This window comes from Flavobacterium quisquiliarum (assembly GCF_019308285.1).
In the GTDB taxonomy this organism is placed as follows: domain Bacteria; phylum Bacteroidota; class Bacteroidia; order Flavobacteriales; family Flavobacteriaceae; genus Flavobacterium; species Flavobacterium quisquiliarum.
This window is the reverse complement of sequence record NZ_WWEM01000037.1, coordinates 130,448-144,311: the sequence shown is the minus strand read 5'-3', so window position 1 is coordinate 144,311 and position 13,864 is coordinate 130,448. Positions and strand designations below refer to the sequence as shown.

14 protein-coding genes are annotated in these 13,864 nt (G+C 29.9%); all 14 read right to left on the bottom strand.

Annotated features, from left to right (window positions below; all coding sequences use genetic code 11):
- Positions 1 to 7: 7 nt before the first annotated feature.
- Complete coding sequence (locus GSY47_RS20215; RefSeq protein ID WP_179007764.1) at positions 8 to 655, bottom strand: acetyltransferase; 648 nt, start codon at positions 653 to 655, stop codon at positions 8 to 10.
- On the bottom strand, positions 649 to 1,725 hold the full coding sequence (locus GSY47_RS20210) for a DegT/DnrJ/EryC1/StrS family aminotransferase (protein ID WP_179007762.1): 1,077 nt from the start codon (positions 1,723 to 1,725) through the stop codon (positions 649 to 651). The genes GSY47_RS20215 and GSY47_RS20210 overlap by 7 nt, the downstream gene beginning before the upstream one ends.
- On the bottom strand, positions 1,722 to 2,942 hold the full coding sequence (locus GSY47_RS20205; protein ID WP_246611364.1) for a glycosyltransferase family 4 protein: 1,221 nt from the start codon (positions 2,940 to 2,942) through the stop codon (positions 1,722 to 1,724). Before GSY47_RS20205 ends, GSY47_RS20210 begins: the two co-directional genes overlap by 4 nt.
- 21 nt (positions 2,943 to 2,963) lie before the next feature.
- Complete coding sequence (locus tag GSY47_RS20200) at positions 2,964 to 4,229, bottom strand: ABC transporter ATP-binding protein (protein ID WP_179007758.1); 1,266 nt, start codon at positions 4,227 to 4,229, stop codon at positions 2,964 to 2,966.
- Complete coding sequence (locus tag GSY47_RS20195; RefSeq protein WP_179007746.1) at positions 4,229 to 5,092, bottom strand: ABC transporter permease; 864 nt, start codon at positions 5,090 to 5,092, stop codon at positions 4,229 to 4,231. The genes GSY47_RS20200 and GSY47_RS20195 overlap by 1 nt, the downstream gene beginning before the upstream one ends.
- Positions 5,093 to 5,227: 135 nt before the next feature.
- Positions 5,228 to 7,195, bottom strand: coding sequence for a polysaccharide biosynthesis protein (locus tag GSY47_RS20190; protein ID WP_179002259.1), 1,968 nt, complete (start codon positions 7,193 to 7,195; stop codon positions 5,228 to 5,230).
- Positions 7,196 to 7,276: 81 nt separating this feature from the next.
- The gene (rfbA, locus tag GSY47_RS20185; protein ID WP_179002258.1) at positions 7,277 to 8,161 is read right to left on the bottom strand and encodes a glucose-1-phosphate thymidylyltransferase RfbA; all 885 of its coding nucleotides are present in this window, start codon (positions 8,159 to 8,161) and stop codon (positions 7,277 to 7,279) included.
- 41 nt (positions 8,162 to 8,202) lie between these two features.
- A complete protein-coding gene (gene rfbD / locus GSY47_RS20180) occupies positions 8,203 to 9,051 on the bottom strand; it encodes a dTDP-4-dehydrorhamnose reductase (RefSeq protein WP_179002257.1) in 849 nt (282 codons plus the stop codon).
- Entirely contained in the window at positions 9,051 to 9,599 is a 549-nt protein-coding gene (gene rfbC / locus GSY47_RS20175; RefSeq protein ID WP_179002256.1) for a dTDP-4-dehydrorhamnose 3,5-epimerase, read from the bottom strand. Before rfbC ends, rfbD begins: the two co-directional genes overlap by 1 nt.
- Before the next feature lie 15 nt (positions 9,600 to 9,614).
- On the bottom strand, positions 9,615 to 10,742 hold the full coding sequence (locus tag GSY47_RS20170; RefSeq protein WP_179002255.1) for a DegT/DnrJ/EryC1/StrS family aminotransferase: 1,128 nt from the start codon (positions 10,740 to 10,742) through the stop codon (positions 9,615 to 9,617).
- Entirely contained in the window at positions 10,735 to 11,160 is a 426-nt protein-coding gene (locus GSY47_RS20165) for a cupin domain-containing protein (protein WP_179002254.1), read from the bottom strand. The genes GSY47_RS20170 and GSY47_RS20165 overlap by 8 nt, the downstream gene beginning before the upstream one ends.
- Positions 11,157 to 12,122: an MraY family glycosyltransferase gene (locus tag GSY47_RS20160; protein ID WP_179002253.1), complete on the bottom strand. Its 966-nt coding sequence runs from the start codon at positions 12,120 to 12,122 to the stop codon at positions 11,157 to 11,159. The genes GSY47_RS20165 and GSY47_RS20160 overlap by 4 nt, the downstream gene beginning before the upstream one ends.
- On the bottom strand, positions 12,122 to 13,042 hold the full coding sequence (locus tag GSY47_RS20155; protein WP_179002252.1) for an NAD-dependent epimerase/dehydratase family protein: 921 nt from the start codon (positions 13,040 to 13,042) through the stop codon (positions 12,122 to 12,124). Before GSY47_RS20155 ends, GSY47_RS20160 begins: the two co-directional genes overlap by 1 nt.
- Positions 13,042 to 13,863 carry a glycosyltransferase gene (locus tag GSY47_RS20150; protein ID WP_179002251.1) on the bottom strand — a complete coding sequence of 274 codons (822 nt, stop codon included), beginning with the start codon at positions 13,861 to 13,863 and terminating at the stop codon, positions 13,042 to 13,044. The genes GSY47_RS20155 and GSY47_RS20150 overlap by 1 nt, the downstream gene beginning before the upstream one ends.
- Between the last annotated feature and the right edge of the window lies 1 nt (position 13,864).

The window sequence follows — 13,864 nt, the reverse complement described above, 5'->3', positions numbered from 1 at the left end:
ATTTATTTTAAAAATTAATTGGAGGCAATTCTTTACTAATTTTACCAGGAATTCCAATAACTAAACTATTATCTGGGATATCTCTTGTAATTACTGCTCCAGCGCCAATAATAACATTTTTACCGATATGGAGATCAGGGAGTATGGTGGAATTTGCTCCGATGTGACAATAATCTGAAATCTTACAACGTCCTAAAATTGTAGCTCCGGGAGATATCTCTACGAAATCTCCTACAGTACAATCATGAGTTACAACCGAATTATAATATAATATTGCTCCAATTCCTATTGTAACACTATTTGATACAGTCGAACCTGATAAAATATTAGATCCTATTCCGATATTTACATCAAAACTACCAATGTTGGATTTTGCGCTTATTGTAGAGGTTAAATTTCCACCTAAACCTTTAAAGACCTCGTAGAGCTTCTTCCTTAAAATAGGATTTCCAATTCCGATTGTAAATCTATTATCAATCGTTTTAAAATAATTTGAAGCATCTTCTAGATTTTTTAAAATGGGGAATTTATCGAACAAAATATCATTTTGATAGTAATTAATATCATCATAAAGTGCCAGAATTTCAATGTCATTTAATTCATTTAAAATTTCTAAAACTTCCTTAGCAAAACCTCTAGCTCCAATAATTAACATATATTATTATTGATTAATGAAACAATTTTTTTTAAATTTTCTAATGATAAATCAACATAAAGAGGCAAACAAACAATACGGGAAGCGATATTTTCAGAAATTGGCATTTTACCTCCATTTGTATACTCAACAGTATTTAAGGATGGATAAAAATATCTTCGAGGAAAAATACCTTCATCATTTAAAGCTTTTTGAACCTCAAGCAATTGGTATTCTGATTTAAAAACGACAGGATAATAACTGTAATTCCATACTGTGTTAGGTCTTATTTTTATAACCTGAATTTTTTCTAAATCTAAATTCGTATTATAATAGTCTACCACTCTTTTTCTTTCGGAAATAATTTCATCCATATAAGGCAGAATTGAAAGGCCCATGGCTGCCTGTAATTCAGACATTTTGCCATTAATACCTAAACCATAAAATTCTAAGGGGCCATTGTGGCCGAAATTATGACTAAAATACAATTTATTATGTAAATCCTGGTCCTTAGTTATCATTGCTCCTCCTTCTCCTGTATGAAATATTTTTGTAGCATGAAAACTGCAAGTACTTACATCTCCATATTCAAAAATTGATTTATCATTGAATTTCACACCAAAACTATGTGCTGCATCATAAATCACTTTCAAGTTATACTTTTTTGCAATAGATTCAATTGCAAGGATGTTGCAAGGATTTCCAAAAACATGAGTAGCTAATATTGCAGTAGTTTTTGGAGTGATAGAATGTTCTATTTTGGTTTCATCGATTGTAAAATATTCTGGATGGATGTCTACAAAAACTGGAATACAATTTTCCCATACTATTGATGCAGTTGTCGCTACATAGCTAAATGGAGTTGTAATAATCTCTCCACGGTTTCCTAACAATTTGAGTGCTATTTGTAGTGGTACAGTACCATTATTTGTAATAATAATATTTGAGATCTCTAAATACTTTTTTATTTTTTCTTCAAGCTCTAGTACAAGTTCGCCTCTGTTAGTCAACCATTCATTATCCCAAGCACGCTTAATAAATTTTGTATATTCTTCCACGGGAGGGAAAAAAGTTTTGGTTACATTTATCATTTATTTTCAGCTATTACATTATTAATTAAGACAATTCTAGGTTCCATTTGAGTTTTATTAGAATAGACTTCTTTAAATTTTTGGATCCCATTTCTAGAAATGCCGTACAATTTCTCAGGATTTTCAATCAATTCAATAATGTGCTCTAAAATAGATTTAGCGGTACTATCTATTATAATTAAGTCCTCATTTTCAATAAAAAGAGTGTTTTGTTTAAGTTCATCAGTAATTAGAACTACAACTCCGTTTAAAACAGCTTCAACTACAGTTCCTAAAGGAAATCCATCAAATCCTCCTTTTCCTAACTTAAATGCTTTATTTGGAGAAACTAAAACATCCATATTTTGATAAATAGATCCTAAAACCTCAAAATTTTGATATCCATAAAATTTTATATTCTCTTTTATTTCAGAAACATCAATATCCTTTTCATTAAAACCTCCCACTATATGAAAATTAACAAAATCATACTTTGAAACAATCTCCTTTGCAGATTCAATAAAAACATCATATCCTTTATCTTCTCCCTTAGATGTATATTTAGCGGCGCAAAAACAAATATCGAACGTTTTTTTATTTTTAAGATAGCTTTTCTTATTCGACAAATCTTTGACCATAGAAATTTGAGGAACAACACATCCGAAAATAAACTTTATGTCTTCTGGATCACATATTTTTTTTTGCACTAGATAATCATAAGTTATTTGCTGGGTTACAATAACTTTGCGAAACATTGGTGATGCGCATACTCTTTTTAAAGCACTATCACTAACCGTTTCTTCTAATTTAAATCCTCCTCCAGGATATAAGGTAAATATAAAGGGTATCTTGTATTTTTCTAACCAATGTAGATTTGCAGAAATGTTATGTAGAAATACACAATAAAAAATTTTCGTATTAATATTAACAAATCCTTTTCTAAGCTCTATTCTGTTCTTTAACTTAAATTGAGATTCAAATTGTTGAATATGCTTCTGATGATTTTCAACTGGTGTGTTTAAAATCTTGTATGCCGTTGGCTCAACTACGATTTTAGATTTTCTAAAACTATTAAGCAAGAAAGTAAATTCTTCCAATCTAAAACCAGAAATTGGATGCGGAAATATATCATCAAAAATAAGTATATCATACTTTTTTATTCCTTTATATGGAACAAAAATTGTTTTAGAGAAAAATTGTTTTATCAAAAGAAAATAATTCCTAAGTTTCTTTTTCAAGAGTTTTAAAAAATTCATTTCCTATAATTCAACTTTATTGTTTTCCCATTTCAAATATGGACGCACTATTCCACCCCAATAACCAAAGTAGTCTTTTCTATGTATACCTTCTTCATCAAGATCTACTGAGACTATTTTATCCAATTGAGCAATTATCTCAAAATTATTTCCAACTAAAATTACCGTAAAATAATATTTCCCTTTATTAAGAAAATCCTTTGGAACAATACACGTACTTTTATATCTGCCTTTTTCTAAAAATCTTCTTTCCAAATTTGGAGAAGCCAAAACATAATTATTTTGATCATCAAAAATTGAAATAGAACAATTAATTTTTTGATTTTCTAATAAATTAACATATTCCACCTCAACACTAATTTCATTTTCAATTAAGAAGCGCTGATCTTCTGACATTAATTTCACAGACGTGATTTTAGCATTTAAATTACCTGGAGCCTTATCAATAGACCATGCTGCTTCTGTAACTAAATCATCTAAATTTGAATTGTAAACATCTAACGCCTCATCAATACCTCCTTCAAATTTTATTAATCCATGTTCTAGAACAATTCCTCTCGTACACAACTGTTTTACAGCCGCCAAATTATGGCTAACAAACAAAACTGTTCTTCCTTCTCCTCTTGAAATATCCTGCATTTTGCCAATCGCTTTTTTCTGAAACTCAGCATCTCCGACAGCCAAGACTTCATCTACTACTAAAATTTCAGGTTCTAAAAAAGCAGCAACAGCAAATGCCAAACGAACCGTCATACCAGAACTATATCTCTTTACAGGAGTATCTATATAACGCCCGCAACCCGAAAACTCAATAATTTCATCAAGTTTTGAAGTGATTTCTTTTTTGGTCATTCCTAAAATAGCTCCATTCAAAAATATGTTTTCTCGTCCAGTCATTTCTCCATTAAACCCCGTACCAACCTCCAGCAAAGAAGCTATTCGTCCTCGGGATTTTATACTACCTGTTGTTGGAGCTGTAACTTTAGAAAGAATTTTTAAAAGTGTCGATTTCCCCGCTCCATTCTTTCCAATAATTCCTAAAACTTCTCCTCTTTCAACTTCAAAATTAATATCTTGCAATGCCCACACATAATCGGAATTCCCTTTTGTAGAACGATCATTTGTGTCCCCAATTTTTAAATATGGATTTTCTTTCCCACGAATTTGATGCCACCATCGATTGAAATCATGTTTTAATGTTCCTGTTCCAACCTCTCCTAAACGATATTGTTTGGAAATATTTTCGGCTTTTAATATAATATCTTTCATTATACAGTATCTATAAAACTTTTTTCTGTTCTATTAAAAACCAATAGTCCAATAAAGAAAACAACTAATGTAACTGTCATTGTATATACTAAACCTAGAACTGATATGTTGCCAATATTTAAAAGCATATAACGAGAAGTTTCGATTACGTATGCTAATGGATTATATTGGACAATCCAACCTAATCTCGGGAGCTTTTCTTTTATCAATTCCATCGGGTACATTACAGCAGATACATACATTAGTAACTGTATCCCAAAAGTTACTAAGTTATTTAAATCTCTATATTTTGTAACCATAGACGAAACCAGCATTCCTAAACCAAGTCCCAAAATTCCCATAAATGCAATTAATATCGGGAAAAATAATATTGTTGGGTTAAGCCCTAAATCAACCCCTTGAAAATAAAAGAAAATATAAAAGATAACAAAAATGAAAAATTGAATTCCGAATTTGACCAAATTTGAAATCACTATAGATAGAGGAGTAATAATTCTTGGAAAATAAACCTTTCCAAATATTCCTGCATTAGATTTAAATGTATCAGAAGTTCCATTTAAACAAGCAGTAAAATAATTCCAAACCATAATTCCTGCAAGATTAAACAAAAATGGAGGAACAGATCCCGTCTTAATTCCCGCGACATTATTAAATATAATAGTAAATGTTATTGAGGTAAATAAAGGCTGAATTAAGTACCAAAGTGGCCCTAAAACAGTTTGTTTATAAACAGTAATTATATCTCTTTTTACAAAGAGCATCAATAAATCTCTATATTGCCAAATTTCTTTAAAATTTAGAGAGAAAAATCTATTCTTTGGAGTTATTTCAAACAACCAATCTTCTGTGTTTTTAAAGTCCATTTCGAAGAAAATAAAAAATCTTATTTGCTGAAATTAACAAGATTTTTAACATTTTAAAATTTGTGTAAAAATGCAAAAAGGCGTTTTTAAAAAACACCTTTTGATTATATTTTTAATATATTTATTAAATACTAATTATTTATCTAAGACTTCAAAAGTCGAATTCATACTCTTAAACTCTGGAACAATCTTTTTCATCTTAGCTACAATATCATCATTTTCATAAAAATCGGCAATACCTATAAGTTCATCGACCTCATTGTGAAGATTTTCATATTCATCTTGAATTTCTTGAGCAATCATGATTTTGTTATGATAAGTTGGAAGCGTCTTAGAAGTATCATTTAGTAATTCTTCATATAACTTCTCGCCGGGTCTTAATCCTACAATCTTAATTTTTATTTCTTTATCAGGAATAAAACCAGCTAGTTTAATCATTTTTTTAGCTAAATCAATAATCTTAACTGGTTTCCCCATATCAAAAATATAGATTTCACCACCATTACCCATTGCACCTGCCTCCAATACAAGCTGACAAGCTTCTGGGATAGTCATGAAATAACGAATAATATCTTGATGTGTTATCGTTACTGGACCACCTTCTGCAATTTGTTTTGTAAATAATGGAACAACGGAACCATTTGAGCCTAAAACATTTCCAAAACGAGTAGTAATGAACTTCGTTCCGCCTTCAACATTCTCTCTTTGATTCTTTAAATATAAAGATTGAACATATTTTTCTGCAATACGTTTACTAGCTCCCATTACGTTACTAGGATTAACAGCCTTATCTGTAGAAACCATAACAAATTTTTTCACACGGTACTTACATGCTAAATCCGCTAAGTTTTTTGTTCCTTTTATATTGGTTTGAATGGCCTGTGCTGGATTTTCTTCCATTAAAGGCACGTGTTTATATGCTGCGGCATGAAAAACAACATGCGGATTGTAATTTTTGAATACTTTATCAAGTGCTTTTTTACTTCTCACATCTGCAATGACTGCTACAATTTTTGTATTGAAATTCATGGTTTGAGTTTCTAAACACAAGTTATGCAATGGCGTTTCAGCATGATCTAAAATAATAACATTTTTAGGATTGAAATTTAAAACCTGTCTAACTATCTCGCTTCCTATTGACCCCGCAGCTCCTGTAATTAGAATTGTTTTATCTTTTAATTGCTTAGAGATTGATTTACTATCTAGAACTATAGGTTTTCTTTCTAACAAGTCTTCAATCTGAATATTTTTTACTTTTTGAGAAATCTCTTTTTGGTTCTCCCAATCTGAAATTAATGGAACTGTATATACTCTATAATTAAACTCTAAACACTGATCAACAATAATTAGCTGCTCATCTTTACTTAAACTTTTATCTGCAATAATAACGCCTTCTGCCGCAACAGACCTCATCAAAGCTGGAAGTTTTTTTCTCAAAATCAAAATTGGAAGATCCAACATACGTTTAGACGCATTCTGATTATTTTTATCTACAAATCCAACAATTTTAAATCTAGAAGGTGTTTCGAATTTTAAGGCATTTGCTACAGAAATTGCATTTGCATCTGTACCATAAATAACGGTTCTAACAAGTTTAGTTGTAGCTTTTTCGGAAAAATACATCTCGAATGTCTGCTTTACTATTACTCGATATAAAAACAATCCGCAAAAAGATAAAACTAGATTAATGAAAAGTGCGGTATTCAAAAATGCCTTATGCCCTGTATATAATTCAAAAACTAAGTTTATGAACAAGAAAAAAACCAAAACTGACATTTGAGAAAATAGCAGCTTTATTGCATCTATATAAGAAGAATGTCTAATAATTCCTGAATAAGTTCTAAAAAGCCAGAAGAAAAATATATTAACTAAGATTAAACCTGCTACAAAATAAAAATCGTGAGAAGTGATTATATAACCTATTGCAGTACCATCAAAAAGCAAATATGTAAAGGAAAATGAAAAAAATAAAACCATTACATCAATTGCAATAATAATCCATCTAGGCAAATAACTTAAGTTATTAATATTTGCTCTAAGATTTCTTGGCGAAAAAGTCTTGTATAACAGTGAAGTAATACTATTTGGTTTGTCTGTACTCAATTGAGGTTTGGTTTAAATCAGTATACTATTTTCTACAAAAATACAAATTAAAGGTTTTAAATAATCACTTTGGAAGCCAAATTAAATTTTAACACCTTTTTTCTTTTGTTTTAAAAATTCCAATAAGTAGGTTCCATAACCTGATTTCAGCAATGGCTGAGCAAGTTTTTCTAATTGTTCGTCATTAATGAAACCTTCTCTCCAAGCAATTTCTTCAATGCATCCTACTTTTAAACCTTGTCTGTCTTCTAAAACTTGAACGAACTGCCCTGCTTGCATTAAACTATGAAAAGTTCCTGTATCAAGCCAAGCTGTACCTCGTCCTAATATCCCTACTTTTAGTTCTCCCTTTTCTAAGTAAATCTTATTTACATCAGTTATTTCGTACTCGCCACGAGCACTTGCTTTTATATTTTTTGCAATTTCAACGACAGAATTATCATAAAAATATAAACCTGGAACTGCAAAATTCGATTTTGGCGATTCAGGCTTTTCTTCAATAGAAATAGCATTTTTATTCTCATCAAATTCCACAACACCATATCTTTCAGGATCAGAAACATGATAAGCGAAAACAACGCCTCCTTCAGGGTTTGCATTATCTTTTAATAATTGGCGAAGACTTGTTCCAAAAAAGATGTTATCTCCCAAAACCAAGGCTACTTTGTCTTTCCCAATGAATTCTTCTCCAATTACAAAAGCTTGTGCTAATCCATTTGGATTTGGTTGCTCTGCATAACTAAACTTACAACCTATTGCACTTCCATCACCTAAAAGCTTCTTGAAATTTGGCAAATCATACGGTGTTGAGATAATTAGAATCTCATTTATTCCTGCCATCATCAATGTTGACAACGGATAATAGATCATTGGCTTATCATAAACAGGCATTAATTGTTTACTCACAGCCAAAGTTAACGGATGCAGTCTTGTCCCAGAACCCCCAGCTAATATTATTCCTTTCATAAATTTTTATTTTGAGTTTTATAATTTTGATTTATGTAAAATCAAAAAACAAATATTTTTTTTAAACTGTCTTTATAATTTGGAACTTTCAAATTATAAACTGTCTTTATTTTTGCTTTATTCAATAATGAAAAATTCGGGCGTTTTGCCGAAGTAGGATATGATGAAGATGGAATACCTATAACATTACATTTATAGTCTCCAAATTCTTTTATAGTTAGTGCAAATTCGTACCAACTAATTTCACCTTCGTTAGAGTAATTGAAAATGCCTGGAATCCATTTTGGAAATTCAACTATACTCATAACAGCTTGTGCTAAATCTGCTGCGTAAGTGGGAGAACCAATTTGGTCGTCTACAACATTTATTTGTTCTCTTTCCTGCATCAATCGTTGCATCGTTTTTACAAAATTATTTCCAAACTTACTATAAACCCAAGAAGTTCGAATAATAATAGAGTTTGGATTTTCTGTCAAACAAGCAATATCACCTGCTAATTTACTTTCTCCATAAATATTTATGGGATTTGTTTTAGCTTCTTCATTTAATGCAACTGAAGATTTTCCATCAAAAACATAATCTGTAGATATATGGATTAATCTAACGTTGTTTTTTGATGAATATTCTGCAATTAATTTTACTGCTAAATGGTTTATCTTAAAAGCTAGCCCCCTTTCTGATTCGGCTTTATCCACAGCGGTATATGCTCCACAATTTAAAATAATATTAGGTTCAATAATTTTTAACTGTGATTCGAGCAATTCTAAATCATCTAATGTAATTTTAGTCCTATCTGCAAAAATCCACTCGTAATTTGGATAAGATTGCGATAAAACTAAAAGCTCAGATCCCAATTGACCATTTGCACCAGTAACTAATATTCTTTTCATTAAAACAAACTATTACAATTTTCAATAAAAGGAAGTACTTGGTCTTTTTCTGAAACAATTGCATTTTTCAAATCCATTCCCCAATCAATATCTAACGATGGATCATCAAATTTTATTCCACCTTCAGATGCTTTATTATAAAACTGATCGCATTTATAAATAACTACAGCTGTTTCACTAATTACAGAAAAACCATGTGCAAAACCGTGCGGGATTAGCAGTTGTTTTTTATTATCTGCAGATAACAATATATTAAACGACTTACCATAAGTGACAGAATCCTTTCTCAAATCTACTACAACATCAATAATTTCACCTTCTATAACTCTTATCAGCTTAGTCTGCGCAAATGGTGGATTTTGATAGTGTAGTCCTCTTAAGGTTCCTTTTTTAGAAAAAGATTGGTTATCCTGTATAAAATCAATCTTAATCCCTAATTCTTCAAATTTACTTTTATTATAAGATTCAAAAAAATAACCTCTCTCATCCCCAAAAACAATTGGTTCAATAATTACCAAATCTTTTATAAATGTCTCTACAATTTTCATATTTTAATTTGATGTTCATTTAAAGAAATTTATAATAACTCCTTTAATTCTGTCTTTATCTTCGTCACTAAGATTTGACCCAGAGGGTAAACATAGTCCTCTTTCAAATAAATCCTCAGCGACTTTATTTCCATAATATGGATATTGTTCAAAAATTGGTTGCAAATGCATTGGCTTCCATAATGGACGACTCTCTATATTTGATTTTTCAAAAGCGAGTCTCAAACTTTCTCTATCTTCTATTGTTTCTAATAACATTGTATTTAGCCAATAATTAGAAAAGTAATCGTCATTTAAAACTTCGAAAAGTTCAGCTTCATCAATTGTATCAAAAATATCTTTATAGAACTTATGATTTTCTCTTTTTTTGTTTATGTTTTCATCAAGAATTTTCATTTGACCAAGACCTATTCCTGCACAAATATTACTCATTCTGTAGTTATAACCTATTTCACTATGCTGATAATGTACCGCTAGATCTTTAGATTGAGTGGCAAAAAAAATTGCTTTTTCTTTTATCTCTTGAGAGTTAGAAATTATTGCTCCTCCACTTGAAGTTGTAATAATCTTATTGCCATTAAAAGACAATACTCCCAAAGAACCGAAAGTTCCACATTTTTTTTTTTTGTAACTACTCCCTAGCGCTTCAGCGCTGTCTTCAATTATTGGAATATTATGCCGATTAGCAATGGCATGAATCTCATTAACTTTATAAGGATTGCCATAAAGATGTACTGCAATAATAGCTTTTGGTTTTCTGCCTTTTTTAATCCTGTCTTTTATTGCTATTTCAAGATTTTCAGGACAAATATTCCATGTGTCAGATTCACTATCAACAAAAATCGGAATTGCACCCTGATACAAAATTGGGTTTGCCGAAGCTGAAAATGTCATAGATTGACAGATTACCTCATCGTCTTTTTTAACTCCTAATAAAATAAGTCCAAGATGGATTGCTGCTGTTCCAGAATTTAATGCTGTTACAAATAATTCTTCGTTATAATAATTTTGAAGCTGAGCCTCAAAATCATCCACATTAGGTCCACCAGAAGTGATCCAGTTATTATGTAATGCTTTAGAAATATATTCCTGCTCAAAGCCACTTTGCTCTGATAATGACAAATAAATTCTTGAATTACTCATTTATCTTCCAATAATCACAAGGATAACGCACATCATCATCTTTCACATTTGCCAGTGGTAACGTCGAGAATGACATTAGTTTTGAATTGGATTCCAAAGATTCAATTGCGTTAGCATAACCCGCAGGTATATGAACTATTTTACTTTCTAGTTCCGAGACTAAGATAGTTTCTATTACTAAATTTTTTGAAGGATTTTCCCAATTATCAATTTTGATAAAATGAATTTTAAAAGATCCTCTTAAACAATAAAAATTTTTAGCATCTAGTTTATGTCCCTGCCATGCTCGAATTGGATTTTCATCAGAGTTACTTATAACATAAAATCTCTCTATATTTTCAAAAGTAAAATCATTTACATATGAAATACTTCCACGATGATCCGAAAAACATCCTCCTGAAATTACTTTGGGAATCATGCCTTTATTTTTAAATTATTTTGATTTAACAAATAAAATTTAGAGGAATAAATGATCAGTAAAGGTATAATGATGATTAAAAACAAAGTTAGATCTTCAATTTTTTGATAAAATGAAACTACAAAAAATGAAACACCTAACTGAACTAAAGCATAAAATAGAGAAACAAGCCTATGTTGAATTTTATACTCATTACTCAAAACCTGATATAAATGTAAACGATGTGCCTCAAATATATTTTGTCTTAAACATAAACGATGAATAATTGTGCTTATAGCATCTACACCATATACTGCCAAAAATAAAAGCCAAATAAGTGAATTTGTAATCAAAATCAATTTTAAAACTAAATATATTACCCAGAAAGCAATGGCAATGCTTCCAACATCGCCAGCAAAACATTTTGCTTTTTTTCTGTAATTAAAAAACAAGAAGATTAAGCTGGCAATCATAGCGTAAATTATAAAATTCTTATCTGTAAAAAGCTGAATTTTGGTATTTACATACAACAATGAGCCCATTACAACCAGCGTATAAAGTCCTGTAATACCATTAATTCCATCCATGAAATTATATGCATTTATTAGACCTATTGCTAAGACATAAGCACTTAAAACTCCCCAAACTGGAAATAATGTAAACAAATCCAGATCATAAAAAATCAATGTAATGGAAATAAAGTGAATTGAAATTCTGATCTTATTTGATAAACTCTGAATATCATCCCAAAAGCTGACCAAACTGACTAAAGTTATTCCTGTAAAGAAAAAATAATTATTCTCTATATGCTGTGCAAAATAAAGCAAAGCAGAAAACCAAAAAATAATCCCACCTCCTCTTAAAGTTATTTCTGTATGAGAACTTCTTTGATTAGGTTTGTCTATTATATTAAAACGATCTGCAACTTTAAAATAAAGCAACATTATGATCATTAAAATAATTCCTAGAATTGTGTATTCCATTATTTTTCTATAAAACTTTTTATTGTTTTTTCAATTCCTGATTGTGCTGTAATAGGAAGCTGTTCAATTCCTATCGCTAATTTTATCTTTTCGTTTGACACTTTATAATTTTCAGTTAGTTTTTGAATGGTTTCTGTATTTAATGGAAATCTTACTAAATCTCCTATTATAGCCAAGTTGTTAATTATAATTTTAGGAACTGCAATTTGTAAATTTTTTTTATTTGAAACTGAGGATAGAATGTTAACAAGCTCATTTGTTGACAAAAATTGATCATCAGCCAAATTATAAATACCAGATTCTACATTTTCCTTTTCGACGATTTCCTTTATGATAAAACACAGGTTTGCAATACTCAAAAAAGACCTTTGATTATCGAAAGCCGCTAAAGGCCATGGTAAACCTTTTTCTACCAATTTATATAATAAATTTAGATTGCCTTTATTTCCTGGACCGTGAATCATACAAGGTCTTAAAATATAGACTTGTTTTCCTTGAGGTAATTTTTTACTTAAAATATACTTCTCTGCTTGATTCTTGGCAATACCATAATGCGTTTTAGGATCTGAAACAAAATTCTCTGTTAAAATACCATCAACTTTATCGGCTACAGCTTTAACAGTGCTCATAAAAATAAAAATCCTAGCATCTGAATTTAAAAAACCATCAAATAATTGTTTCGTTAATTCATAATTAGCTTCATAATAATCACTAGGTGATGAAACTTTTTTTAAATCATGCGCTTTCCCCGCCAAATGTATCAAGACATCAGTTTTGATTTCAAATTTCTGATCACTTAAATAACGAACACTTAGCGATTCTACTTCATAAGTATTTTCTAAATAATTTTTAAGATTAGAACCAACAAAACCAGACATCCCAGTAATCGTCACTTTTTTATTTGGTAAAGTAACTATCATTATCTTGCCATTTTATAATAAACAAATTTAAACATAAAAAAAGGAAGTAATCTAATTGGTATCTTTAAGAAAACTACCTTGAAAAAATCGTAGTAATTAAAAAAATTCATTTTTAAAAATTTTTTATATAAACTAAATTCATTTTTAGCATATGTTATTCCCCATCTTCTTTTTATCGTCTCCGATCTATTTTCTCCAAGTCTGAACCATAGAATTTCATCGGGAACATTTCCAAATTTAAATTTATTTAAATATGCTCTCACAAAGAAATCATAATCTTCAGGAAATATTGAAGCGTCATATCCTTCTAAAACATCAAAAACTTTTTTCTTGAATAATATTGTTGGATGGGAAAAGGGAGAACGAAATTTCAATAATTTTATCATTTCTAAATGTTCACAGGGAACGATTCTTTTCGATATGATATCATTAACATCTTTTCCAAATTCTATTATTTGTCCTCCGATAATATCCAAATCGTATTCATACATAGCTTTTATTTGTTTTTCGAATCGATCATTAAAACAAATATCATCTGAATCCATTCTTGCTATTAAAGGAAAATTAGCACTTCTAATTCCAACATTCAGAGCATTAGCAAGTCCTTTATTTTCGTTTAATCTTATTATTTTTATAATATCATTTTGAGAATAAAAGTCCAACTGAGAATTTATGTCGCTGCTAACTTGCCCATCTACAACAATAATTACTTCTTCTGGCAAATATGTTTGATTTAACAAACTAGAAACAGCCACAGAAAAATGATCAGGATTATCATTTTTATAAACTGACATCACAACAGTTATTTTTTCAAATATCATT

Excerpts from the sequence above, each read along its gene's own strand:
- GSY47_RS20165 (WP_179002254.1), bottom strand. The coding sequence starts at position 11,160 with ATGATTCCCAAAGTAATTTCAGGAGGATGTTTTTCGGATCATCGTGGA.
- rfbA (WP_179002258.1), bottom strand. The coding sequence starts at position 8,161 with ATGAAAGGAATAATATTAGCTGGGGGTTCTGGGACAAGACTGCATCCG.
- GSY47_RS20155 (WP_179002252.1), bottom strand. The coding sequence starts at position 13,042 with ATGATAGTTACTTTACCAAATAAAAAAGTGACGATTACTGGGATGTCT.
- GSY47_RS20200 (WP_179007758.1), bottom strand. The coding sequence starts at position 4,229 with ATGAAAGATATTATATTAAAAGCCGAAAATATTTCCAAACAATATCGT.
- GSY47_RS20210 (WP_179007762.1), bottom strand. The coding sequence starts at position 1,725 with ATGATAAATGTAACCAAAACTTTTTTCCCTCCCGTGGAAGAATATACA.
- rfbD (WP_179002257.1), bottom strand. The coding sequence starts at position 9,051 with ATGAAAAGAATATTAGTTACTGGTGCAAATGGTCAATTGGGATCTGAG.
- GSY47_RS20215 (WP_179007764.1), bottom strand. The coding sequence starts at position 655 with ATGTTAATTATTGGAGCTAGAGGTTTTGCTAAGGAAGTTTTAGAAATT.
- GSY47_RS20160 (WP_179002253.1), bottom strand. The coding sequence starts at position 12,122 with ATGGAATACACAATTCTAGGAATTATTTTAATGATCATAATGTTGCTT.
- GSY47_RS20195 (WP_179007746.1), bottom strand. The coding sequence starts at position 5,092 with ATGGACTTTAAAAACACAGAAGATTGGTTGTTTGAAATAACTCCAAAG.
- rfbC (WP_179002256.1), bottom strand. The coding sequence starts at position 9,599 with ATGAAAATTGTAGAGACATTTATAAAAGATTTGGTAATTATTGAACCA.
- GSY47_RS20150 (WP_179002251.1), bottom strand. The coding sequence starts at position 13,863 with ATGATATTTGAAAAAATAACTGTTGTGATGTCAGTTTATAAAAATGAT.
- GSY47_RS20170 (WP_179002255.1), bottom strand. The coding sequence starts at position 10,742 with ATGAGTAATTCAAGAATTTATTTGTCATTATCAGAGCAAAGTGGCTTT.